Genomic DNA, 23,091 nt, shown 5'->3' with positions numbered 1-23,091 from the left:
TTCCCTTGGGTTCCACACGCTTTATGCCTTATTTTGCCGCGTTTTCCCTGTTGAGTTGCGCCAGCATTAACACTCGAGAATCGAGGGTAGTGATAATCTGCGGCGATTGTGCCGCCGTATGACGCGTTCTGTTTGTGCCTCGTGGTTTCTCAGGGGGGACCAGGGAATGAACCGGTGCCTACGTCCGCTGGCGTGTTTCGCCACCGCCGCTGCGCTTGCGCTGCTTCCGGTCCAGGCGACCGCCAAGCCGCATCACCAGCACCAGGCCAAGAGCGGCCACGGGGAGAAGAAGGCGCACGGCGCCAAGGCCGGCACCAAGGCTGCGCGTGACGGCGCCTCCGGCAAGCGCCGCCATGCCAGGCATGGCGCCGACAAGCGTAAATCAGCGAAGGCCAAATCGGTGCCGTCCAAGGCCAACAAGACCTCGAGGGCGCCCGAACCGGAGAAACCCGCCGGGCCGCAATTGTCGGGCGATCTCGCCGCGGTCAGGGACGCGATCACCGCGGCGCGCCGGGGCAAAACGAACGATGCGACCGACATCCAGGCAAAGATCACCGATCCCGTCGGGCGCAAGCTCGTCGAGTGGTATCTGCTGCGCCACTCCGAGTCGAATGCGCCGTTCAGCCGCTATGCGGCATTCGTCACGGCCAACCCGGACTGGCCAAGCGTCACGCTGTTGCGCAAACGGGCTGAAGCGCGGATCTGGCAGGAGCGCAGCGACCCGGCCACGGTGCACGGCTTCACGCTCGACCAGCCGATCAGCGCCAAGGGCAAGTTTGCGCTCGCCCGCACGCTGCTCGCCGAAGGCGATCGCGACGGCGCCACGCGGCTGGTGCGCGAGGCCTGGCGCTCGGAAGAGTTGTTGGATCGTACCGAGAGCGACGCCTACGACGCATTCAAGGACCTGCTCGCGCGCGACGACCACCGCGCGCGCATGGACAAGCGGATCGGCGCCAAGGATCTCGCCGGCGCGCGGCGCGCGGCACAGCACCTCGGCAGCGACGAGCTGGCGATCGTGAAGGCTTGCGGCGCGGTCCGCGGGCAATCCAGCAAGGCGGAGGACACGCTCAACGACGTGCCTGCGGACGCCCGCAGCGACCTCGGCTACACGCTGTGCCGCATCCAGTGGCTGCTCGCGAAGAACAGGATCGACGATGCGGCGCGCGTGACGATTGCCGCGGCGCCCGAGACGATGGCGCAGCAGGACACCGACCAGTGGTGGCGCGAGCGCCGCATCCTCTCCCGCAAGCTGCTCGACCAGGCTGAGTACCAGGCGGCCTATGACGTCATCCGCGGCGCGGCGCCGCCGGATAACCCGTACTACCGCTCCGACATGCACTTCATGCGCGGCTGGATCGCGCTGCGCTATCTCGACGATGCCAGGACCGCGGCGGCGCATTTCGCTCGGATCGACGAGGGCCAGACCAACCCGACCGTGCTGGCGCGTGCCGCCTATTGGCGCGGCCGCGCCGCCGAGGCGCTCGGCAACAGTGTGGCGATGCGGGCCGACTACCAGGCCGCGGCGCGCTACCCGACCGCCTATTACGGTCAGCTCGCGCTGGCCAGGCTCGGCCGTGACGGCATCGAGCTGCGCGCGCCCTCGCCGGCGGCCAGCGCCGGCAGCATGGCGGCCGACGAGCGCGTGCGTGCGGCCGACATGCTCTATGCGATCGGCGAGCCCGATATCGTGCTCTATTTCGCCGCCGACCTCGCCGAGGAGAGCGCAGACGTCGGGATGCTCGAGGCGCTCGGCGAACTCACCGGCCGCCATAACGATGCCCGCGCCATGCTGCAGATCGGCAAGATCGCACTGGCGCGCGGCTTTGCCTTCGACCATTACGCTTTCCCGGTCATCGGCATTCCCAAGCACACCCCGATCGCCCCCGATATCGGACGCAGCATGACCTACTCGATCGCGCGCACCGAGAGCGCGTTCGATCAGCGCGACAAGTCGGCGGCCAACGCCGTCGGCCTGATGCAGGTGACGCCCGAGGCCGGCCGCGACACCGCCAAGCGTTTCGGCGTCAGCTACGACTGGAGCCGGATGGTTTCCGATCCGGTCTACAACACCCAGATGGGTGCGGCCGAATTGAGCGCGCTACTGGCGGAATATCGCGGCTGCCACATCATGACGTTTGCCGGCTACAACGCCGGCCGCGGCCGCGTCCGCGACTGGATCAAGGCCTATGGCGACCCGCGCGACCCCAAGGTCGATCCGGTCGACTGGGTGGAGCGGATTCCGATCTCCGAGACGCGCAACTACGTCCAGCGCGTGATGGAGAATTTCGCGGTCTATCAGGCGCGGTTCGAGGATGCCGGCACAGCGCTGGCGGCGAAAAACGGCGAGCGCGTCGTGACGCAGGAGAGCAACGCGGCGCCCGCTGAGAGAATGCCGTCGCAATAATGCCGCGTCGTCCCGGCGAAGGCCGGGACGACGCCGAGAGAGTGCGCCTCAATCCACCTTGACATTGGCGGCCTTGATCATCGGCCACCATTTTGCAATCTCCGCCTTCTGCCAGGCGCCGAGTGCTTCCGGTTTCAACTGGTCCTTTGGCGGCATCTGCAAGCCGAGATTTTCGAGCTGCTTCTTCACGGCAGGATCGTTCATCGCCTGGATCGCCGCGACGTTGAGCCTGTCCACGATCTCCTTCGGCGTGCCCTTCGGCACCCAGAGGCCGGACCACAGCGTCATGTGGAAGCCCGGCAGGCCGGCCTCGTCGACCGTCGGGACCTCGGGGGCGTTCGCGACCCGCTTGGAATCGGTGACCGCATAGGCGCGGATGTTGCCGGCGCGGACCTGGTTGATCGAGTTCGACGTCTGGTCGACGATGATATCGATCTGGCCGGCGACGAGGTCGTTCAGCGCCGGCCCGGTGCCGCGATAGGGCACGTATTGCAGCTTGATGCCGGAAACGTTCTCGAAATAGAGCCCGGCGATGTGGCTGCCGCTGCCGGCGCCGGCGGTGCCCGCGGTCGGCGGCGCCGGCCGCGACTTCAGCCACTCCAACAGCTCCTTCAGCGACTTCGCCGGCACGGCGTTCTTGCTGACGATGATCATCGGATTGCTCGGCAGCAGCACCACCGGCTCGAGATCATCGACGAGGTCGTAGCCGAGCTTGTAGATCGCGCCGTTCGCAACATGGGTGCCGAGATGGCCGAACGAGACGGTGTAGCCGTCGGGCGCCGCGCGCACCGCGCGGCCGACGCCGAGCGAGCCGCCCGCTCCGGTCACGTTCTCGATCAGAACCACTTCGCCGAGCGACTGCTTCATGCGCTCGGCGAGGATGCGCGCCATCGCATCCGACGGACCGCCGGCAGCGAACGGCACGACGATGGTGATCGGGTGCGCGGGCCAGGTTTCCGCCGAACCGGTCCCCGTGAACGCCAACATCGCCAGCACGGCCAGAACGAACTTCCGCATCACCCGCTCCCCTCGATCTTCCTTGTCGTAGCATTTTCGAAGGGCCACCTTTCGACAAGATGGCCCTTCGGATGAGGCGTCAGAACTGCGAGAAGTCGATCGGCTTGTGCCTGTCGAGCGTGCGGGTCACCGGCGGCAGCGGGTATTTCAGGCCGCTCGCGCAATTGAACAGCATCACGCGGTCGGTCTTGGTGACGCGGCCGTCGGCGAGGCTCTGCTTGTAGGCGGCATAGGTCGCAGCCCCCTCGGGGCACAGCAACAGTCCCTCCTCGCGCGCGACCTCGTTGAGCGCGGCGGTGATCTTGTCGTCGTCGACCGCGATCGCAAATCCCTTGCTCTCGCGCACCGCGCGCAGGATGAGAAAATCGCCGATCGCCTGCGGCACGCGGATGCCGGACGCGATGGTGTGAGCATCCTCCCAGCGCGCCGCATGCTCGGTGCCGGCCTCATAGGCGCGCACCATCGGCGCACAGCCGGAGGCCTGCACCGCGACCATCCGCGGGCGCTTCGAACCGATGAACCCGATCTTCTCAAGCTCGTCGAACGCCTTCCACATGCCGATCAGGCCGGTGCCGCCGCCGGTCGGATAGAAGATCACATCGGGCACGTCCCAGCCGAGTTGCTCGGCGAGTTCGAGACCCATCGTCTTCTTGCCCTCGATCCGGTACGGCTCCTTCAGGGTCGATGTATCGAACCAGCCGACCTTGGCCTTGCCCTCGCCGACGATCTTGCCGCAGTCGTCGATGTAGCCGTTGACGCGATAGACGGTTGCGCCCTGCAACTCGATCTCGCTGACATTCACCTCCGGCGTATCGGCCGGACAGAAAATCGTGGTCTTGATGCCGCACGAGGTCGCATAGGCCGCAAGCGCCGCGCCGGCATTGCCGTTGGTCGGCATCGCCATGTGCTTGATGCCGAGCGCCTTGCCCATCGACACCGCCATGACGAGGCCGCGCGCCTTGAACGAGCCGGTCGGCAGCCGGCCCTCGTCCTTGACGATGATCTCGCCGCCGCCAAGCCGTGCGGAAAGCTTCGGCAGCCGGATCAGCGGCGTCGTGACTTCGCCGAGGCTGACGATGTCCTTGCACTTGCGCACCGGCAGCAGCTCGCGGTAGCGCCACAGGTCCGCGGGGCGCTCGGCCAGCGCGTCCTTGGTCAGCGCCTTCTTCACCCCGGCGAGATCGTAGCGCACCAGCAGCGGCTTGCCGGCCTTGGAGAGGTTGTGCACCTGGTCGGCCGCATAGTGATCGCCCTCCATCGCGCATTCGAGATGGGTCACGAAGGTCGGGCGTTCGATGGTCAGGTTGTCGTTGTCTTTCACGAGATGCACTCTTTCTTGTTCTTGGGTTCACTCATATCAGACCCGTCACCCTGAGGAGCGCGAAGCGCGTCTCGAAGGGCGACGAGCCCCGCTGCTCGTTCCGGGCCGTGCATCCTTCGAGGCTCGCTCTGCTCGCACCTCAGGATGACGGGGATTCTGTTAGCTGTGTCTCCAAACCTCAGATATTCAGCACGCGCCCGTAGGCGTCGAGCACCGCTTCCTTCATCATTTCCGACAGGGTCGGATGCGGGAACACGGTGTGCATCAATTCCTCTTCCGTGGTCTCCAGATTCATCGCCACCACATAGCCCTGGATCAGCTCGGTGACTTCGGCGCCGATCATGTGCGCGCCGAGCAGCTGCCCGGTCTTCTTGTCGAACACCACCTTGACGAGGCCCTGGTCCTCGCCGAGCGCGATCGCCTTGCCGTTGCCGACGAACGGGAAGCGGCCGACGCGGATCTCGCGGCCGCCTTCCTTGGCCATGGCTTCGGTGAGGCCGACGGAGGCGACCTGCGGGTTGCAGTAGGTGCAGCCTGGGATCAGCAGCTTGTCCATCGGATGCGGATGCAAGCCCTTGATCGCCTCGATGCAGATCACGCCCTCATGCTCGGCCTTGTGCGCGAGCATCGGCGGTCCCGCGACGTCGCCGATCGCGTAGATACCGGGGACGTTGGTCTTGCCGAGGCCGTCAATCACGATGCAGCCGCGGTCGGTTTTGACGCCGAGCTTCTCCAGCCCGAGATTCTCGATGTTACCGACCACGCCGACCGCCGAGATCACCCGCTCGAATTCCACGGTCTGCGGCTGGCCCTTGCCGTCGTCGATGGTCGCGACCACGCTGTCGGCCTTCTTCTCGAGCTTTGTCACCTTGGTCGAGGACATGATCTTGATGCCCATCTTCTCGAACCGCTTGCGCGCCAACCCCGCGATCTCGGCGTCCTCGACCGGCAAGATCTGCGGCAGCACCTCGACCACGGTGACGTCAGAGCCCATGGTGTGGAAGAACGAGGCGAACTCGATGCCGATCGCGCCGGAGCCGACCACGAGCAGCGATTTCGGCATCCGCTCCGGCACCATCGCCTCGAAATAGGTCCAGATCAGCTTCTTGTCGGGCTCGAGCCCGGGCAGCACGCGCGGCCGCGCGCCGGTCGCGACGATGATGTGCTTGGCCTGGTAGGTGCCCTCGCCGCTCGCGCCCTTCGGCGCCTCGACCGCCGACTTCTTCACCGTGATCTTGCCGGGCGCATCGATCGTGGCATCGCCCCAGATCACCGTGACTTTGTTCTTCTTCATCAGGAAGCCGACGCCGTCGTTGAGGCGCTTCGAGACCCCGCGCGAGCGCTGCACCACCGCCTTCGGATCGAACGAGACGTTGTCGGCCGACAGCCCGTAATCCTTGGCGTGCTGCATGTAGTGATAGATCTCGGCCGAGCGCAGCAGCGCTTTGGTCGGGATGCAGCCCCAGTTCAGGCAGATGCCGCCGAGATAGGATTTCTCCACGATCGCGGTCTTGAAGCCGAGCTGCGCGGCGCGGATCGCGGTCACGTAGCCCCCGGGGCCGGAGCCGATGATGATGACGTCAAAGGATGTGTCGGCCATGGCGGCTCCCGTTCAACTCAATTTGTGACGCCGCGGGCGCGGCTTCTTGCGATCAACGACCTGACCAGCCATTCGACCCCGATGACCAGGGCCATGATGGCCAGGGCCGTCAGCACGATCGGCTGGGCGATGTTCCGCGCCAGCTGTTCGCCGGCGAAGAACGCGGAGTGCAGAAAATCCAGTCCGACCGGATTGAGCACCAGTGCGGCCGACAGCAATAGCGAGATCCAGGGCCAGCGCGTGCGAGCCGTGCCGGCCATCTATCCGTACTCCTGCCATACCGCACCGAGGAACACGGTCCACGCCAGCGCCAGCACAGCGGCGCCGATCATCATGATCCTGAACTGGATCGTCGATATCAGGTCGCGGTTGACAGCGAAGAGCAACGCGACGGCGATGGCGGCGAGCAGGACGTACGGACCGTAGATCGCGTACATGGCGGATGCCCGTCACACCATCATCATCACGGGGTTTTCGATCAGCTGCTTGAAGGCGCCAATCAGCTCGGCGCCGAGCGCGCCGTCGATCGCGCGGTGATCGCACGACAGAGTGACGCTCATCATGTGCGCGATCTCGATCTTGCCGCCGCGCACCACTGGACGTTCCTCCGAGGTGCCGACCGCGAGGATCGAGGCATGCGGCGGGTTGATCACGGCGGTGAAGTGGTTGATGCCGTACATGCCGAGGTTGGAGACCGCGGTGGTGCCGCCCTGATATTCCTCCGGCTTCAGCTTGCGGGCGCGGGCGCGGGCGGCAAAATCCTTCATCTCGTTGGAGATGGTCGAGAGCGTCTTGGTCTCGGCCTTGCGGATGATCGGCGTGATCAGGCCGCCCGGCATCGCCACCGCGACGCCGACGTCGGAATGCTTGTGCTTGAGCATGCCGCCTTCGGTCCAGCTGACGTTGCAGTTCGGGATCTTCTCCAGCGCGACCGCCATCGCCTTGATGACGAAGTCGTTGACCGAGATCTTGTAGAGCGGCTTCTTCTCCTTGTCCTTCGGCGCAGCCGCGTTGATCTCCTCGCGCGCGGCGAGCAGCTTGCCGATGTCGCAGTCGATCGTGAGGTAGAAGTGCGGGACGTTCTGCACCGAGGCGGTGAGACGCTGCGCGATGGTGCGGCGCATGCCGTCATGCGGCACGACCTCGTAGGAGCCCGGTTCGAATAGCGCCAGGATCTGTTTGTCCGACATCGACGGCGCGATGCTCGGCCCAGCGGAGGCAGGAGCAGCCGCCGGCGCCTTCAGGCCCTTGCCGGACTTGGCGTCGTCGACGTCGCGCGCGATGACACGGCCGTGCGGACCGGTGCCGGTGATCCGGGCGAGATCGATGCCGGCTTCCTGGGCAAGCCGGCGCGCCAGCGGCGAGGAGAACACGCGGGCGTGGCCATTGGCTTGCGCGGCCGGCGCAGCAGCCTGTGGCGCTGCGGCCGGCTGTGGCGCGGGCGCAGCCGCTGGTGCGGGAGCCGCGGCAGGCGCGGCCTGGGCGGCAGGCTTCGGGGCCTCGGCGGGCTTGGCGGCCGGTGCTGCACCCGCTCCGGCGCTGGCTGCCGCCTTCACGTCCTCGCCGTCACCCGCCATGACGGCGATGACGTCGTTGACGGGCACATCCTGCGTGCCCTCGGGCACCAGGATCTTGGCGATCGTGCCTTCGTCGACCGCCTCGACTTCCATCGTCGCCTTGTCGGTCTCGATCTCAGCGATCACGTCGCCGGACTTGACCTTGTCGCCCTCTTTCTTGAGCCACTTGGCGAGGTTGCCCTTTTCCATCGTCGGCGACAGCGCGGGCATGAGAATATTGATCGGCATTGTCAGTGACCTTGTTGCGACCGCGGTTTGGTTTGGCCCATGTCGGTCGGCCGGGCGATTTCGGCTTCGAACATCTCGACGATGCGCGCGAGCGCCTCGTCCTCGGTGTATTCGCTCTCGCGCGAATAGGCGCGCGCAGCGTGGCGGGCGATGTCGACGAGCATCAGTCCCCACATGTCCGGCTCCTCGAAGGCGCGCTGGAACGCGATCGACAGGCCGCCGTCGACGACAAAGGCGCGCAGCACCTCGATGGCGTCGTCGCGGCCCATCACATCAGGCGGCAGCGGCTGCTCCTTGGGACCGGCCATCGGCGTTACCGGTACGACACGGCCTTGGCGGCCGCGACCACCTCGGCGACGGAGGGCAGAGCGAGCTTTTCGAGGTTCGCGGCATAGGGCATCGGCACGTCCTTGCCCGAGACCCGCGCGACCGGTGCATCGAGATAGTCGAAGCCATGCTCCATGATGCGAGCGGCGACCTCGGAGCCGACGCCGCTCTGCTGCCAGCCCTCCTCCACCGTGACCGCGCGGCCGGTCTTCTTCACCGAGTTGATGATGGTCTCGGTGTCCATCGGACGGATGGTACGGAGATCGATCACTTCGGCCTCGATGCCTTCCTTGGCGAGTTCATCGGCCGCCTTCAGCGCATAGGACATGCCCATCGCCCAGGAGACGATGGTGACGTCCTTACCGGCGCGCGCAATCCGCGCCTTGCCGATCGGCACCACGAAATCGGGCAGCTTCGGGACCTCGCCGGTGTGGCCGTACAGCATCTCGTTCTCGAGGAAGACCACCGGATTGGGATCGCGGATCGCGGCCTTGAGCAGGCCCTTGTAGTCGGCGGCCGAGTACGGCGCGACCACCTTGAGGCCCGGGATCTGCGAGTACCACGCCGCGTAGTCCTGGCTGTGCTGGGCGGCGACGCGCGCGGCGGCGCCGTTCGGGCCGCGGAACACGATCGAGCATCCCATCTGGCCGCCGGACATGTACAGCGTCTTGGCGGCGGAGTTGATGATCTGGTCGATCGCCTGCATCGCGAAGTTCCAGGTCATGAACTCGACGATCGGCTTCAGCCCGGCCATCGCCGCGCCGACGCCGACGCCGGCAAAGCCGTGCTCGGTGATCGGAGTGTCGATCACGCGCCGGGCGCCGAATTCCTGCAACAGGCCCTGCGTCACCTTGTAGGCGCCCTGATACTCGGCGACCTCCTCGCCCATGATGAAGACGTCGCCGTCGCGCCGCATCTCCTCGGCCATCGCATCGCGCAGCGCTTCGCGAATGGTCTGCGTCACCATCTCGGTACCCACAGGGATTTCCGGATCGGGCAGCGCTTCGCTGACCGGCGCGGCCAGTGCCTTCGCCGCGGGCTGCGGCGCTTCCGACTTTGCATCCCCCTTGGCTTCCGCGGCAGGAGCCTCCGCGGCCTTCGGCTGCGGCGCTGGTACGGCAGGTGCCTTGGCAAGGTCGGCGGCGCTTTCGCCGTCGGCCAGGATGGTGGCGATCGGCGTGTTCACGGCAACGTCGGCGGTGCCTTCCGGAATCAGGATCTTGCCGAGCGTGCCCTCGTCGGTCGCCTCGACCTCCATCGTCGCCTTGTCGGTCTCGATCTCGGCGATGACGTCACCGGACTTGATGGTCTCGCCTTCCTTTTTCAGCCATTTGGCGAGGTTGCCCTTCTCCATGGTGGGCGACAGCGCAGGCATCAGCACTTGAATGGGCATATCAGCTCCCGAAATCGGTCTTGAGATTCTTCTGCGCGGGTGGGGTCAGCGGTAGATGTCGGTGTAGAGCTCGGCCGGATCCGGCTCCGGATCGTGCTGCGCGAAGTCGGCGGCTTCGTTGACGATCTCGCGCACCTCGGCGTCGATCGCCTTCAGGTCCTGCTCGCTCACGCCTGCCGCCAGCAAGCGGTTGCGCACCTGCTCGATCGGGTCCTGGTCGTGGCGGACCTTCTCGACCTCTTCGCGGGTGCGGTACTTCGCCGGATCGGACATCGAATGGCCGCGGTAGCGGTAGGTTTGCATCTCGAGAATGATCGGACCGTTGCCGCCGCGGCACCATGCCGTGGCCTCGTCGGCGGCGGCCTTGACGGCGCGCACGTCCATGCCATCGACCTGCTTGCCGGGAATGTTGAAGGAGACGCCGCGCTTGGAGAAGTCCTGCTGCGCCGAGGCGCGCGACACCGCGGTGCCCATCGCGTAGCGATTGTTCTCGATGACGTAGATCACCGGCAGCTTCCACAGCTCCGCCATGTTGAAGCTTTCGTAGACCTGGCCCTGGTTGGCCGCGCCGTCGCCGAAATAGGTCACGCTGACGTTATCGTTGCCGCGATAGCGGTTGGCGAACGCAAGGCCGGTGCCGAGCGACACCTGCGCGCCCACGATTCCGTGACCGCCGTAGAAGTGCTTCTCCTTGCTGAACATGTGCATGGAGCCGCCCTTGCCGCGGGAATAGCCGCCGCGGCGTCCGGTCAGTTCGGCCATCACTCCCTTGGCTTCCATGTCGCAAGCCAGCATGTGACCGTGGTCGCGGTAGCCCGTTATGACCTCGTCGCCCGGTTTCAGCGCCATCTGCATACCGACCACCACCGCTTCCTGGCCGATATAGAGATGGCAGAAGCCGCCGATCGCACCCATGCCGTAGAGCTGACCGGCCTTCTCCTCGAAGCGCCGGATCAGGAGCATGTCCCGCAGAGCCTTGAGCTCCTGCTCCCTGGAGAATTCAGGCGGAGAGCCAGCCTTCTCCTGCCCTGATTCCTTTGCGACGGTTTTCTTGGGTGTGGCCATGGCAATTCCGGGTGAGAGAAGTCGAAGAACCCTCTCTAACCCAACTCAAATCGCCTTGGAAGGATTGCGTTCGTCGAACGGAATTTTGCTATGCCGCACTGCAGCGCGGCGCGACACTTTTGTGATACTGCACGATCGTTTTTGAAATTTGCGAACGCGTCAGTTCGACTTGTTGATCCGAACGAGATCACGCGGGTTGGCGTAGTCGAGTTGGAAGCGCGCACGCTCGTCCAGCATGTCGGGATCGACCCGGTCCGACCGCAGCAGCGACACCCGCTGCTCGCCTTCGGCCCGCTCCTTCTTCAACCGCGCCAGCTCCGAGGTCAGCGCGATGATTTCCTGGTCGAGCTCCTGCCGCGCGTTCAGGCCGTATTTGCCGGTGTAGGCGTTGACGCCAAAATAGCCGACCATCAGCGCCGCCAGCGTGTAGAGGGCGAGCCCGGTCAGAATCGATTTGAGGCGCGTGCGGGAAACCATGGCCGCGAAGATGCGGCCATGGGGTTAACGAACGCTAAACTTACTCAGCCGTTCTGCTTCGCGACGAAGGTCGCGAAGGCGTCGAGATATTGCTGCAACACCGTCTTGAGCGACTCCTTGGTCAGTTCGCCCTTGTCGTCGAAGGCATCGCCGATGCCGTTGAGATAGGTTTCCGGCTGACCGAGGATCGGGCCGGAAATGCCCGGCAGGATGTTCTGCAGGTGCTTCGCCGCGCTGACGCCGCCGAGCGGGCCCGGCGAGTTGGAGATGATGCCGACCGGCTTGCCGATGAACGAGCTCTTGCCGTAGGGCCGCGAGGCGACGTCGATCGCGTTCTTCAACACGCCCGGGACCGAACGGTTGTATTCGGGAGTCACGAACAGCACGCCGTTCGACTTCTGCAGCTTCTCGCGGAAGGCGAGCCAGTCCGCCGGCGGGGCCGCCTCGAGGTCCTGGTTGAAGAAGGAAATGCCCTGAAGCGTCGTGACGTCGAGATTCAGTGAAGCGGGCGCGAGCTTGGCCAGCGCATTGGCGATCTTGAGCGAGAAGCTCTGCTTGCGGATGCTGCCGACGATGGTGACGATGTTATAGGCCATTGCAAGTACCCCTGGGGTGCACGTGAAACTGAATTGGCCATCTTCACGTACCGGCACGACAAGAACGATGCAAGTGCATGGACTGTCCAATTCCGGAAACGCAGCGTTCGCGAATTTTGCGTGAACATCGGGCCTCGCCCAGCCAGGAGGTCCGGAAACGCCGGCCCGGACCGTGCGTAGCAAATTGTCGACATCTTCGTCCGAGCATACTGCCACGGACTCCGACATCATCCGCCCACGCCGAGAGGCCAAACAATGCCAGAACGCAAGATCCGGGTCGCGATCCTGTTCGGTGGCCGTTCCGCCGAACACGACGTTTCGCGGGCGTCGGCCGCCAACGTGCTTCGCTCGCTCGACCCGGATCGCTATGACGCCACGGCGATCGGCATCACCCGCGATGGCCGCTGGGTCGTCACCGATGCGGGAAACGGCGCCGGCACGGGGAGCGGCGCGCTGACCATTCCGGACCAGGCACCGCAACTCGCCTTGCTGCCGGGCGGACAGGGCCGCGTCGTTGTGGTTCAGGGACCGGCGGCGGGGCCAGCAGAGTTGCCGGCGTTCGACGTCGTCTTCCCGGTCCTGCATGGACCGAACGGCGAGGATGGCACGGTGCAGGGTGCACTGGAATTGTCCGATGTCGCCTATGTCGGCTCGCGCGTGATGGGCTCGGCGGCCGGAATGGACAAGGACGTCGCCAAGCGCCTGATGCGCGAGGCCGGATTGCCGATCGTCCCCTTTGTCGCGATGTCGAGCACGGCGCCCATCAGCTATGACGACGCTGTCAGCGCCCTCGGGTCGCAGGAGGTCTTCGTCAAGCCCGCCAACATGGGATCATCGGTCGGCGTGTCGAAGGCACGCACCGCGGAGGAATTCGAGGCCGGTTGCAGACTGGCGTTCCGCTTCGACACCAAAATCCTGATCGAGCGCGGCGTCGCGCCGATCCGGGAGGTCGAGTGCTCCGTGCTCGAGGACGCCGAGGGCCGCATCCGTGCCTCCCAGCTCGGCGAGATCGTTCCATCCGACAAGCACGGCTTCTATTCTTACGATGCAAAGTATCTCGATGCGGATGGCGCGCTGCTGCAAGTGCCGGCCAACGTGCCGGCTGCCCTCGCCCAAACCATCAGGGAGCTCGCGATCAAGACATTCCGCGTGCTCGGCTGCGAAGGCATGGCACGGATCGACTTCTTCCTGCACGGCGAGCAGGCATTCGTGAACGAGGCGAACACCCTGCCCGGTTTCACCAACATCAGCATGTATCCGCGGCTGTGGGAGGCCAGCGGCCTGCCGCAATCCGCGCTGATGGATGTCCTGATCGGCCACGCCCTGGAGCGTCACAAACGCTCCAGGAAGCTGGCATTCGAGCGCGAGTAGACGCTGTTCGTTACGCGCCCTTGTTCGGGTTGATCAGGAATTTCTCGCCGGTGGCGCGCTTGCCGTAGACCGCGATGTTGTCGAGCTGCAGGGTCTCCTGCAACGACACCACCTTGGTGTAGTGGCTGGCGAAGGTCGTCTTCAACTCGGCCACCACGCGCTGGCGCAGCTTGTTGCCGGCCTCCGGACCGATCTTCATCAGGAACGGGAACAGCAGCCAGCCGCCGATGCCCCAGGCCATGCCGAAGCCGCGCGGCAGCTCGATCTCGCGGGTATCGAGGCTGCCATAGACATAGACCTGCTTGTGCACATTCGAGCCGTAGCGGCTGTAGACCTTGGCGGTCTTGTTGATCGCGGTTTCCATGGCGACCAGGATCTGGCCTGCGAGCTTGCCGCCGCCGATCGCGTCGAAGGCGATGGTCGCGCCGGTCTCGACCAGCGCGCCGGTGAGCTTGTCCATGAAATCGGGCGCGCTGGAATCGACGATATGCTTGGCGCCGATCTTGTGCAGGATGTCGGCCTGCTCCTTGTTGCGCACGATGTTGACGAGGCCGATGCCGTCCTTGAGGCAGATCCTGTTCAGCATCTGGCCGAGGTTCGACGCCGCCGCCGTATGCACCAGCGCCTTGTGCCCCTCGCGCCGCATCGTCTCGGTCATGCCGAGCGCGGTCAGCGGATTGACGAAGCAGGATGCGCCTTCCGCCGGCGTGGTGCCGTCGGGCAGCGGCAGGCATTCGTTGACGCGCAGCGTGCGGTATTGCGCATACATCGCGCCGCCGATCATCGCGACGGTGCGGCCCATCAGCGCTTTCGCCGCGTCCGACGAACCGGTCCTGATCACGACGCCGGCGCCTTCATTGCCGACCGGCATCGACTCGTCGAGCCGCGCGGCGAGGCCAGGCAACGCCGCTTCCGGCACGCGCGCGGTCACCACAGGCAGTTCCTTGCTGCCGGTGACCTTTGCCGCCGCCATGTTGGCCGGGCCGATCAGGAGCCCGAGATCGGATGGGTTGATCGGGGTCGCCTCGACCCGGACCACGACCTCGTCGGGACCGGGCTCGGGGGTCGGGACATTGACCAGCGACAATTCCAGCTCGCCATCTTTCTTGAGCAGCGAACGCAGCTGCAGACCGCTCTTGCCGTCACTCATCCCGACCTCCCTTTTTTGCGTTTTGTGCAGTTCCGATCAGTTGGGGCGCTAGGCCAGCGCCTTCAAGGCCGCCCTGCCCGCGTATTTCGCCTGCGTGCCGAGCTGCTGCTCGATGCGCAGCAGCTGGTTGTACTTGGCGGTGCGGTCGGAGCGTGCCAGCGAGCCGGTCTTGATCTGCCCGCAATTGGTGGCGACCGCGAGGTCGGCAATCGTGGAGTCCTCGGTCTCGCCGGAGCGATGCGACATCACGGCGGTGTAGCCGGCCTTGTAGGCCATCTCGATCGCCGCAAGCGTCTCGGTCAGCGTGCCGATCTGGTTGACCTTGACCAGGATCGAATTGCCGCGGCCGTTCTTGATGCCGTCGGCAAGCCGCGTCACGTTGGTGACGAACAGGTCGTCGCCGACCAGCTGGCACTTGTTGCCGATCGCGTCCGTCAATTCCTTCCAGCCGTCCATGTCGTCTTCCGACATGCCGTCCTCGATGGTGACGATCGGATAGCGACCGACGAGATCGGCGAGATACTTCACCTGCTCCGAGCGCGAGCGGGTCTTGTTCTCGCCGCCATAGACGTAGGAGCCTTCCTTGAAGAATTCGGTGGAGGCGCAGTCGAGGCCGAGCACGACGTCGTCGCCCGCCTTGTAGCCGGCCTTGCCGATGGCGTTCATGACGAACTCGAGCGCGGCGTCGGCCGACGGCAGGTTGGGCGCAAAGCCGCCCTCGTCGCCGACATTGGTGTTGTGGCCGGCCTTTTTCAGTTCGCCACGCAGCGTGTGGAAGATTTCCGAACCGCAACGCAGCGCCTCGGCAAACGACGTGGCGCCGACCGGCAGGATCATGAATTCCTGGAAGTCGATCGGGTTGTCGGCATGCACGCCGCCGTTGATGATGTTCATCATCGGCACCGGCAGCGTCCGCGCCGAGGTGCCGCCGACGTAACGATACAGCGGCATGTCGAAGGATTCGGCTGCAGCCTTGGCGCAGGCCAGCGAGACGCCGAGGATGGCGTTGGCCCCTAACCGGCTCTTGTTCGGCGTGCCGTCGAGCTCGATCATGATCTGGTCGATCGCAACCTGCTCCTCGACGGCCTGGTCGCTGAGCGCCTCGAAGATCTCGCCGTTGACCGCGGCGACCGCCTTCTCGACGCCCTTGCCGAGATAGCGCGACTTGTCGCCGTCGCGCAGCTCCACCGCTTCATGGGCGCCGGTGGAGGCGCCGGACGGCACCGCCGCGCGGCCGATCGACCCATCCTCCAGCACCACATCGACCTCGACCGTGGGGTTGCCGCGGCTATCCAGGATTTCGCGGCCGATGATGTCGACGATGTCAGTCATGAGTACCTCTTGTGGCAGTGAGGGGGTCGGATGGCGGTGCTTCTAGCGCAATGCATCGAGGGGGAAAAGGCCGGGTGACGGACGCCCGATCATAGGCTAGGAGACCCCACGGAGACCCCGAATGGCGAAGAAATCCAGCAAATCAACCACCTCCCCCGGCCTGCAACTCGGCCGTGCGGTGGAATGGCCCGACGCGCCGGAAAAGGCGCGGCTCGACCGCGTCCCCAATCCGCAGGCTGGTACCGATTATCTGGTACGCTTCACGGTGCCGGAATTCACCTCGATCTGCCCGGTGACGGGCCAACCGGATTTCGCGCATCTGGTGATCGACTATGTGCCGGGCCGCTGGCTGCTCGAGTCCAAATCGCTGAAGCTGTTTGCTGCGAGCTTCCGCAACCATGGCGCATTCCACGAGGACTGCACGGTGATGATCGGCCGGCGGATCGCTGACGAGATCAAGCCGAAATGGCTGCGCATCGGCGGCTACTGGTACCCGCGCGGCGGCATCCCGATCGACGTGTTCTTCCAGACCGGAAGGCTGCCGAAGGGCGTCTGGGTTCCCGATCAGGGCGTCGCGACTTACCGCGGGCGGGGCTAGGTCGGGCGCATCGCGCGACGATGTCCGAGTCCGACGGCGTTGCGCGCGCGACGCTTCGCGCCGGCGCGCGTTGCCGATTGTCGGCTCCCGGCAGCAAAACAATCATCTCTCGCAACGCTTCGCCATGAAGCGTCGCGGCCCGCCTTGCTGATTTTCGCAGCAACACTTTCGTGATGCGCGCGGAACACGCGCGAAAGCCATTGAGCCATCGCGACGATTCGCAATCGCGAAAAGGTTCCGCGATCGTTGCAAAAATTTGCGCGGCCAATCGTCACACACGCGTCGTCCAGCCAGCGTTTCCTCCTGTTTCCAAACATTGCAAATCCATGGAGGATCGACATGGTTACGATCAGCGGGATGAAGACGTTCGCGTCGGGGACATCGATTGGCGCGACGGCTCCGGATTCCATCACCACGGCAAACGGAACGTTCTTCGTCGAATACGGCAATGGCGCGGATTCGACCGGTGCCGGCGGCTCGAGCACGATCGTGCAATACGACAACAGCGGCAAAGTCGAACACACCTACACCATCGCCGGGTCGGTCGACGGACTGAAATACAACCCTTACACCGGGCAGATCTGGGCGCTGCAGAACCAGGATGGAAACTCCACACTGACGCTGATCGATCCCGTCACTCACAAGGTGACCGGTCCGCTGAGTTTCGCCAATCCCTCCGCGACCAGCGGCTACGATGACGTCGTGTTCGATGGCAACAGGGTGTTCCTGAGCTACACCAATCCGAACGGCGCCGGCGATCCGACGCTGGTGGAATTGCTGAACGGCGACCATCCGAGCGGCACGCTGCTGACGACGACGATCCTGACCGACGGTGCCACCGGCCTCGACACGGTGACCGGCAAGACCGAGGTCGTTCCGCAGTCCGATCCGGATTCGCTGAAGCTCGCCGCCAATGGCGATCTGATCTTCTCCAGCGCAGCCGACGGCGCGATCATCGATATCCAACACCCTGGAACGGCCAGCCAGACAATTTCGTTCACGCCGATCGCCGGAATCCCGGCGGCCTCCGTCGGCAATGCCGGCCTCGATGACGTGATCAAACCCAGCGCGACCGCGGGCACGTTCTACATGACCGACACGAAATCGGGGAACGTCTACTCATTCCACGCCAGCGGCCTCAATACCAACGACTACTACGCCGCAGTTGCCAGTCTCGGCGGCTTTGGCCAGGTCGATCCGACCACCGGCGCGTTCACGCCGATCGTCACCGGGCCAAATTTTTCCGCCGCGCACGGCCTGCTCTTCATTCCCGACAAGAATGCGCCGCAGGTGGCGCATGTCGATTCGATCCATACCTTCGCCAGCGCTCCGAACGGGGTGACCGGGCTCGACTCGATCACGATCGCCGGCAAGTACGTGTTCGTGGAGTACGGCAACGGCGTCGACTCGACCGGTGCGGTGCCCGGCGACAGCACGATCATCCAGTATGATCGCGCCGGTCATTTCGTGCACGCCTATTCGATCGAGGGATCGGTCGACGGACTGAAGTACAACCCCGAAACCGGCATGGTATGGGCGTTGCAAAACCAGGACGGCCGTTCCTCGCTGTCGCTGATCGATCCCAACACCCAGACAGTGACGGCTCACTTCAATTACGCCAATCCGTCTACCTCGCGCGGCTATGACGACGTCGTGTTCAAGGGCAACGAGGTGTTCCTGAGCTACACCAACCCGACCGGCAACGGCGATCCGACCATCGTCAAATTGCTGAACGGCACCAGCCCGAAGCCCGGCGACCTCCTCACCACCGCTCCCGTGCTGCTCGACGGCGCGCTCGGCTACGACACCGTCACCGGCAAGATGGAGCTGGTGCCGCAGACCGATCCGGATTCGCTGAAGCTCGCCGCCAACGGCGATCTGATCTTCTCCAGCAACGCCGACGGCGCGATCATCGATATCCAGAATCCCGGCACGTCCAAACAGGCGATTGCCTTCACCCCGATCCAGGGAATTCCCGCGGGCTCGATCGGCAATGCCGGTCTCGACGACGTCATCAAGCCGAACGCGACGTCGGGCACGTTCTACATCTCTGACGCAAAGGACGGTCACGTCCTGTCGGTGCATGTCAGCGACCTCGACCCCAATGCCTACTATGCATCCGTCGGCGCGCTCGGCGCCTTCGGTCAGGTCGACGAGAACACCGGCGCCTTCACCGCGCTGGTCTCGCAGGACAATGCACCTGGCTTCAGCTTCGGCTCGCCGCATGGCGTGGTGTTCGTCCCCGACAAGAACGCGGCGCCGTTTCCGCATATCGACATCGTCAAGACCTTCCAGGCTCCCGCCGACGGGTCGACCCAGCCGGATTCCGTCACCACCGCGCACGGCTCGACCTTCGTCGAGTACGGCAATGGCGCGGATTCGACTGGCGCCGGCGGATCGAGCACGATCGTCCAGTATGACAAGCACGGCGATATCGAGTTCAGCTACTCGCTGTCAGGATCCGTCGACGGCCTGAAATACAACCCGGTGACGGGCGATATCTGGGCGTTGCAAAACCAGGATGGCAATCCCACCCTGACGCTGATCAACCCGGAGACGCACGCGGTCTCGGCACCGCTCAGCTACGCCGATTCGTCGGCCAGCCGTGGCTATGACGACGTCGTGTTCAAGGGCGACAAGGTGTTCCTGAGCTACACCAACCCGGTCAATCCGGGTGATGCGACCGTGGTCCAGCTCCTCAACGGCGATCATCCGACCGGCGCGCTGACCACCAAGCCGATCCTCGAATTTGGCGCGAGCGGGCTCGACACTGTGACCGGCAAGATGGAGGTCGTTCCGCAAAACGATCCCGACTCGCTGAAGCTCGCGCCAAATGGCGACCTGCTGCTGTCGAGCGGCGACGACGGCACCATCATCGACATCAAGGCCCCCGGAACCACCCACCAATCGGTGTCATTCACACCGATAGCCGGAGTCGGCGCCAAGGCCGGCCTCGACGACGTCATCGAGCCGGGCGCCAAATCCGGTACCTTCACCCTGACCGATACGGCGACCAACAAGGTCTTTTCGTTCCACGCAACAGGGCTGAACCCCGACGATTTCTATGCCTCGGTTGGCAGCCTGAAGGCGTTCGGTCAGGTTGATCCGCACACCGGCACCTTCACGCCGCTGCTGTCCGCCGACAACGCGCCGGGATTCAACTTCAGTTCGCCGCATGGCGTTAGCTTCACGCCCGATCCCTCGCCGGCTCCGGTTGCGGCCGACCATGGCGGCCCATGGGTCAGCGCCGCCGGCGATGGCTTCGCATTTGCCAGCGGCGGTCACACCGGCGATGCGGCCAACAACGCCCCGCACAGCTTCTCCGAAGGTCCCTCAACCGCGGATAATCTTGCGCAGCTTGCGTCCGATGTCCCTCAAACGGCGCATGGCAGCCCTGAGGTGGATCATGACGTTTCGGCGATCTATGCCGCGATGGGCATGCACACCTTCCACCTGATCTAGCATCGGAAACCCATGATGGGCTGCGAGGGGATGCGACGTTCCTCTCGCAGCTCCGCTCACTCTGAGTGGCTCGACGACCTCCCGGCCGGCGGTCATTTCATTCCCAAGCCGTACAGTCTCGCCGACGTCGAGCTGCACCTCCGGCAGGTTACTGCTGACCAATAGTCGGGGATTGCGCACTCGTACAGAACGAGCGCGTGTCATCACCAAGGATGCAACGACCGATCACGACAGCTCGGCGGGCGTGCGGAACAATCGCCAGCTCAAATAGCTAAAGGTGCCCGACCATTGATGCACCAATCTGGCGCAATGGACGCAGTGAAACTTTCCGCTGCGATCATTGCGATCCTGTGAGGCCTCATATGTGGCACCACAGCTCTCGCAGGAAAAATACACCGAAATATGAGGCAAACTGATCATTGGCAGCGCTGCTCCCTGGGTGGGGCGAAAGCGCAACCGGCGTTCTCATCACCGATAGAAGCCACGGGCCGGGCGGCGATGTGGGAAGCATACGCCGATCCGGCTGGCCGCGATAGGGCCACGATCAAAGCGACGAGGTGGACATCCGGTCTGAACACTGACCGATGTTTCCACCAAGGCCGGCACCACCATTGAAGCCGCTTTGCAGCGACATTCGATGTCAGGGTATCCGCACCTGGCATTTCAAACACTGAAAGCAGCAGATCTCCGGATCAATGCAAGCGAAGCCAGCCGGCACATGATCGGCGCGCGTACCGCTATCGCCTCTCCCATAAGCATAGCCATCCGCCTGAGACAGAATAGCTACATCGATGCTCCCGCAGCTTGGGCACTCAAGGTCGACGGTCCATCTATCGCGCGCGACCATGGTCAATATTACCTCGTTCGAGCGGCTGCTTGAATAGCGGGCACCAAGGCGACTGAGCGACACAATGCCTTGATGCTGATGTGTTTATGACCCGAGGGATCGCTAGGGCTCGACGTCCGGGCGCAGGTCGGCGTCGGCCGGTCGCCGCTGCTTCAGGAATTTCGCGCAGATGAAGCCAAGCACGACCATCACGGCGGCGGCGGAGACGAGCGTCGCGGTCTTGCCGGCGTGTTGCAGGCCGAAGCCATAGGCGATCGGGCCGACCGTCTGCCCCATGAAGAAGAAGAACGAGTGCAGCGACAGCGCGGTGGCGCGCGCCTCGACCGACAGCTCGCTGGCGAACACCTGCAGGCAGCCATGGATCATGTAGAAGCCGAGGCCCATCACCAGGAGGCCCGCCATCTGCAGCTTCCAGTGCGGCCCGAAAGCGACGCCAACAAGTTGGATGCCGACCAGCGTTGCGCCGACGACCATCATGCCCCTCACCCCGATCAACGGCAGCAGACGCGCCACCGTCAGCGTGTAGAGCAATCCGCCGATCGCAAAGCCTGCGATCACGATGCCGGCGATCGAGAGCGAGGTCTCGCCGAGCTCGAACAGGAACGAGGCGATGAACGGAAACAGCCCGAGCACGCAGCAGCCTTCGATGAAGACCGCCGAATAGCAGATCCGCGCGTTCGGATTGGTGAAGATGGTGCGATAGCCGTGACGCAGCGCCTTCAGGCTGGTGCGCGGCGGACGGTTCAGTGCAGCGCCGCGGAATCCGGCCGCAACCGCAAGCGCGACGATGATCACGAGGCCGCCGAGCACCGCAAGCACGCCGCGCCAGCCGAGGAAATCGCCGATCAGGCCGGAGGCCGTGGCGCCGAGCAGGTTGCCGGTCATCGAGCCCGCGAGCGTTCGCCCGATCGCGAGCTGCCGCTTGTCCGGACCGACAAGATCGCTGGTCAGCGACAGCGCCACCGGAAACACGCCGCCCGAGCCGATGCCGGCGAGGATGCGGGTCACGAACAGCATCGGGAACGAAGTCGAGAGCGCGCCGAGGATGTTGGCGACGCCGAGCAGGACGAGGCAGATCGTCATCAGCCGCGCCTTGCCGAACAAATCGGCGGCGGCGCCGATCGCCGGCTGCACCGCGGCAAAGGTGAAGGCGAACACTGCGGCGAAGCTCGCCGCGGTCGCAATGCTGACGCCAAAATCTTCCGCGACATGCGGCAGCACCGGATCGAGCGCGCGCACCGACAGGCTCGCCGCGAAGGTCGCCAGTGTGATGACGTTGAGGGCCGGCGGCATGCCGCTGGTTGCGGTCATGTCGTTATCTGCCGGTCAGGCTGCCGCCTTGGCGAGCGCGTCGAATTGCATCAGCCGCTTGACGAGGGATTCGAAGTCACGGAGCGGCACCATGTTGGGACCGTCCGACGGCGCATGATCCGGATCGGGATGGGTCTCGATAAAGACGCCTGCGACGCCGACCGCGACCGCAGCGCGCGCCAGCACCGGCACGAATTCGCGTTCGCCGCCCGACGAAGTCCCCTTGCCGCCCGGCTGCTGCACCGAATGGGTGGCGTCGAAGATCACAGGCGCGCCGGTGGTGCGCGAAAGGATCGGCAGCGCGCGCATGTCTGACACCAGCGTGTTGTAGCCGAACGACGCGCCGCGCTCGGTGACCAGCACATTGGCATTGCCGGCGCCGGTGATCTTGCTGACCACATTGGTCATGTCCCACGGCGCCAGGAACTGGCCCTTCTTGACGTTGACGACCTTGCCGGTCGCAGCCGCAGCCAGCAAGAGATCGGTCTGCCGGCACAGGAAAGCCGGAATCTGCAGCACGTCGACCGCCTGTGCCGCCGCAGTGCACTGGTCAGGCTCATGCACGTCGGTCAGCACGGGCAGCCCGAGCGAAGAACGGATCTCGGCGAAGATCGGCAGCGCCTGCGTCAGCCCGATGCCGCGCGCGGCCGACGCGCTGGTGCGGTTCGCCTTGTCGAACGAGGTCTTGTACACCAAACCTATCTTGAGCCGGGCCGCAATCTCCTTCAGCGCCGACGCCACTTCAAGCGCATGCGCGCGGCTCTCGAGCTGGCAGGGACCGGCGATGATCGAGATCGGCAAGGCGTTGCCGAATTTCGCCGATCCGACGGCAACGATCGGCGCGGCGGCTGGCGCGGAAACCTGATTGGTCAAAATGCTGCATCCTTTTGCCGGCGACCATGCAATCCCGCGCGGGATGGATCAAGCCATCCTGCACGATGAGGGGGTTGCGCTGACGCCGTGGGTGCGCCGTGCTATCACAATCCTGCCCCAACCGCCCCTATAGACTGGCGCG

Annotated in this window: 20 protein-coding genes; 4 read left to right on the top strand and 16 right to left on the bottom strand. The window is 64.8% G+C overall.

The window, feature by feature from the left end:
• The first annotated feature begins 166 nt into the window (after nt 1-166).
• Entirely contained in the window at nt 167-2,404 is a 2,238-nt protein-coding gene (locus ACE10Z_RS23260) for a transglycosylase SLT domain-containing protein (protein WP_375782841.1), read from the top strand.
• A gap of 48 nt (nt 2,405-2,452) precedes the next feature.
• Here the strand turns inward: ACE10Z_RS23260 and ACE10Z_RS23255 are convergent, their stop codons facing one another.
• From ACE10Z_RS23255 to ACE10Z_RS23205, 11 genes are all read right to left on the bottom strand, one after another.
• Nucleotides 2,453-3,421 carry a tripartite tricarboxylate transporter substrate binding protein BugD gene (locus ACE10Z_RS23255; protein WP_375782840.1) on the bottom strand — a complete coding sequence of 323 codons (969 nt, stop codon included), beginning with the start codon at nt 3,419-3,421 and terminating at the stop codon, nt 2,453-2,455.
• A 79-nt stretch (nt 3,422-3,500) separates the two neighbouring features.
• Nucleotides 3,501-4,742 (bottom strand): threonine synthase, encoded by a 1,242-nt coding sequence (locus ACE10Z_RS23250; RefSeq protein ID WP_375782839.1) that lies wholly within the window; start codon nt 4,740-4,742, stop codon nt 3,501-3,503.
• A gap of 178 nt (nt 4,743-4,920) precedes the next feature.
• Nucleotides 4,921-6,342, bottom strand: a complete 1,422-nt coding sequence (lpdA, locus tag ACE10Z_RS23245; RefSeq protein WP_375782838.1) for a dihydrolipoyl dehydrogenase — start codon at nt 6,340-6,342, stop codon at nt 4,921-4,923.
• Nucleotides 6,343-6,359: 17 nt separating this feature from the next.
• Nucleotides 6,360-6,602 carry a hypothetical protein gene (locus tag ACE10Z_RS23240; RefSeq protein ID WP_375782837.1) on the bottom strand — a complete coding sequence of 81 codons (243 nt, stop codon included), beginning with the start codon at nt 6,600-6,602 and terminating at the stop codon, nt 6,360-6,362.
• The gene (locus tag ACE10Z_RS23235; protein WP_171947596.1) at nt 6,603-6,779 is read right to left on the bottom strand and encodes a hypothetical protein; all 177 of its coding nucleotides are present in this window, start codon (nt 6,777-6,779) and stop codon (nt 6,603-6,605) included.
• Nucleotides 6,780-6,791: 12 nt separating this feature from the next.
• On the bottom strand, nt 6,792-8,147 hold the full coding sequence (locus tag ACE10Z_RS23230; protein WP_375782836.1) for a pyruvate dehydrogenase complex dihydrolipoamide acetyltransferase: 1,356 nt from the start codon (nt 8,145-8,147) through the stop codon (nt 6,792-6,794).
• A gap of 2 nt (nt 8,148-8,149) precedes the next feature.
• On the bottom strand, nt 8,150-8,455 hold the full coding sequence (locus ACE10Z_RS23225; RefSeq protein ID WP_024583574.1) for a DUF5076 domain-containing protein: 306 nt from the start codon (nt 8,453-8,455) through the stop codon (nt 8,150-8,152).
• Nucleotides 8,456-8,460: 5 nt separating this feature from the next.
• Nucleotides 8,461-9,867, bottom strand: coding sequence for a pyruvate dehydrogenase complex E1 component subunit beta (locus ACE10Z_RS23220; protein WP_375782835.1), 1,407 nt, complete (start codon nt 9,865-9,867; stop codon nt 8,461-8,463).
• Nucleotides 9,868-9,912: 45 nt separating this feature from the next.
• Complete coding sequence (gene pdhA, locus ACE10Z_RS23215) at nt 9,913-10,932, bottom strand: pyruvate dehydrogenase (acetyl-transferring) E1 component subunit alpha (RefSeq protein ID WP_375782834.1); 1,020 nt, start codon at nt 10,930-10,932, stop codon at nt 9,913-9,915.
• A 159-nt stretch (nt 10,933-11,091) separates the two neighbouring features.
• Entirely contained in the window at nt 11,092-11,409 is a 318-nt protein-coding gene (locus tag ACE10Z_RS23210; protein ID WP_021079258.1) for a septum formation initiator family protein, read from the bottom strand.
• Nucleotides 11,410-11,453: 44 nt separating this feature from the next.
• Nucleotides 11,454-12,005, bottom strand: coding sequence for an NADPH-dependent FMN reductase (locus ACE10Z_RS23205; protein WP_375782833.1), 552 nt, complete (start codon nt 12,003-12,005; stop codon nt 11,454-11,456).
• A gap of 255 nt (nt 12,006-12,260) precedes the next feature.
• Between ACE10Z_RS23205 and ACE10Z_RS23200 the strand changes: the two genes are divergently transcribed.
• Complete coding sequence (locus ACE10Z_RS23200; protein WP_375782832.1) at nt 12,261-13,376, top strand: D-alanine--D-alanine ligase family protein; 1,116 nt, start codon at nt 12,261-12,263, stop codon at nt 13,374-13,376.
• A 10-nt stretch (nt 13,377-13,386) separates the two neighbouring features.
• Here ACE10Z_RS23200 and ACE10Z_RS23195 read toward each other — a convergent pair whose 3' ends face one another.
• Both ACE10Z_RS23195 and eno read right to left on the bottom strand, forming a co-directional pair.
• Entirely contained in the window at nt 13,387-14,526 is a 1,140-nt protein-coding gene (locus ACE10Z_RS23195) for a zinc-binding dehydrogenase (protein ID WP_375782831.1), read from the bottom strand.
• 48 nt (nt 14,527-14,574) lie between these two features.
• Nucleotides 14,575-15,858 (bottom strand): phosphopyruvate hydratase, encoded by a 1,284-nt coding sequence (eno, locus tag ACE10Z_RS23190; RefSeq protein ID WP_375782830.1) that lies wholly within the window; start codon nt 15,856-15,858, stop codon nt 14,575-14,577.
• A 121-nt stretch (nt 15,859-15,979) separates the two neighbouring features.
• Here eno and queF point away from each other — a divergent pair, with 121 nt between their 5' ends.
• Nucleotides 15,980-16,456 (top strand): preQ(1) synthase, encoded by a 477-nt coding sequence (gene queF, locus ACE10Z_RS23185; RefSeq protein ID WP_375782829.1) that lies wholly within the window; start codon nt 15,980-15,982, stop codon nt 16,454-16,456.
• Here the strand turns inward: queF and ACE10Z_RS23180 are convergent.
• On the bottom strand, nt 16,453-16,797 hold the full coding sequence (locus ACE10Z_RS23180) for a hypothetical protein (protein WP_375782828.1): 345 nt from the start codon (nt 16,795-16,797) through the stop codon (nt 16,453-16,455). The genes queF and ACE10Z_RS23180 overlap by 4 nt on opposite strands.
• Here ACE10Z_RS23180 and ACE10Z_RS23175 point away from each other — a divergent pair.
• A complete protein-coding gene (locus ACE10Z_RS23175) occupies nt 16,796-19,918 on the top strand; it encodes a hypothetical protein (protein WP_375782827.1) in 3,123 nt (1,040 codons plus the stop codon). The two genes, ACE10Z_RS23180 and ACE10Z_RS23175, sit on opposite strands and share 2 nt — an antisense overlap.
• Before the next feature lie 949 nt (nt 19,919-20,867).
• On the opposite strand, the gene ACE10Z_RS23170 is transcribed toward ACE10Z_RS23175, so the two are convergent.
• Nucleotides 20,868-22,076, bottom strand: a complete 1,209-nt coding sequence (locus ACE10Z_RS23170; RefSeq protein ID WP_375782826.1) for an MFS transporter — start codon at nt 22,074-22,076, stop codon at nt 20,868-20,870.
• A 15-nt stretch (nt 22,077-22,091) separates the two neighbouring features.
• A complete protein-coding gene (gene kdsA, locus ACE10Z_RS23165) occupies nt 22,092-22,949 on the bottom strand; it encodes a 3-deoxy-8-phosphooctulonate synthase (RefSeq protein WP_375782825.1) in 858 nt (285 codons plus the stop codon).
• Nucleotides 22,950-23,091: the final 142 nt, after the last annotated feature.

Source organism: Bradyrhizobium sp. Pha-3 (assembly GCF_042258615.1).
Lineage (GTDB): Bacteria > Pseudomonadota > Alphaproteobacteria > Rhizobiales > Xanthobacteraceae > Bradyrhizobium.
This window is presented reverse-complemented; position numbering and strand designations above follow the sequence as displayed.

What these genes read in the sequence shown, in the direction of transcription:
- ACE10Z_RS23255 (WP_375782840.1), bottom strand. Translation starts at nt 3,421, where the DNA reads ATGCGGAAGTTCGTTCTGGCCGTGCTGGCGATGTTGGCGTTCACGGGG.
- ACE10Z_RS23225 (WP_024583574.1), bottom strand. Translation starts at nt 8,455, where the DNA reads ATGGCCGGTCCCAAGGAGCAGCCGCTGCCGCCTGATGTGATGGGCCGC.
- ACE10Z_RS23230 (WP_375782836.1), bottom strand. Translation starts at nt 8,147, where the DNA reads ATGCCGATCAATATTCTCATGCCCGCGCTGTCGCCGACGATGGAAAAG.
- ACE10Z_RS23235 (WP_171947596.1), bottom strand. Translation starts at nt 6,779, where the DNA reads ATGTACGCGATCTACGGTCCGTACGTCCTGCTCGCCGCCATCGCCGTC.
- ACE10Z_RS23180 (WP_375782828.1), bottom strand. Translation starts at nt 16,797, where the DNA reads ATGTCGATCCTCCATGGATTTGCAATGTTTGGAAACAGGAGGAAACGC.
- queF (WP_375782829.1), top strand. Translation starts at nt 15,980, where the DNA reads ATGGCGAAGAAATCCAGCAAATCAACCACCTCCCCCGGCCTGCAACTC.
- ACE10Z_RS23240 (WP_375782837.1), bottom strand. Translation starts at nt 6,602, where the DNA reads ATGGCCGGCACGGCTCGCACGCGCTGGCCCTGGATCTCGCTATTGCTG.
- ACE10Z_RS23205 (WP_375782833.1), bottom strand. Translation starts at nt 12,005, where the DNA reads ATGGCCTATAACATCGTCACCATCGTCGGCAGCATCCGCAAGCAGAGC.
- ACE10Z_RS23195 (WP_375782831.1), bottom strand. Translation starts at nt 14,526, where the DNA reads ATGAGTGACGGCAAGAGCGGTCTGCAGCTGCGTTCGCTGCTCAAGAAA.
- ACE10Z_RS23170 (WP_375782826.1), bottom strand. Translation starts at nt 22,076, where the DNA reads ATGACCGCAACCAGCGGCATGCCGCCGGCCCTCAACGTCATCACACTG.
- lpdA (WP_375782838.1), bottom strand. Translation starts at nt 6,342, where the DNA reads ATGGCCGACACATCCTTTGACGTCATCATCATCGGCTCCGGCCCCGGG.
- ACE10Z_RS23200 (WP_375782832.1), top strand. Translation starts at nt 12,261, where the DNA reads ATGCCAGAACGCAAGATCCGGGTCGCGATCCTGTTCGGTGGCCGTTCC.
- ACE10Z_RS23260 (WP_375782841.1), top strand. Translation starts at nt 167, where the DNA reads ATGAACCGGTGCCTACGTCCGCTGGCGTGTTTCGCCACCGCCGCTGCG.
- ACE10Z_RS23220 (WP_375782835.1), bottom strand. Translation starts at nt 9,867, where the DNA reads ATGCCCATTCAAGTGCTGATGCCTGCGCTGTCGCCCACCATGGAGAAG.
- ACE10Z_RS23210 (WP_021079258.1), bottom strand. Translation starts at nt 11,409, where the DNA reads ATGGTTTCCCGCACGCGCCTCAAATCGATTCTGACCGGGCTCGCCCTC.
- pdhA (WP_375782834.1), bottom strand. Translation starts at nt 10,932, where the DNA reads ATGGCCACACCCAAGAAAACCGTCGCAAAGGAATCAGGGCAGGAGAAG.
- ACE10Z_RS23175 (WP_375782827.1), top strand. Translation starts at nt 16,796, where the DNA reads ATGGTTACGATCAGCGGGATGAAGACGTTCGCGTCGGGGACATCGATT.
- eno (WP_375782830.1), bottom strand. Translation starts at nt 15,858, where the DNA reads ATGACTGACATCGTCGACATCATCGGCCGCGAAATCCTGGATAGCCGC.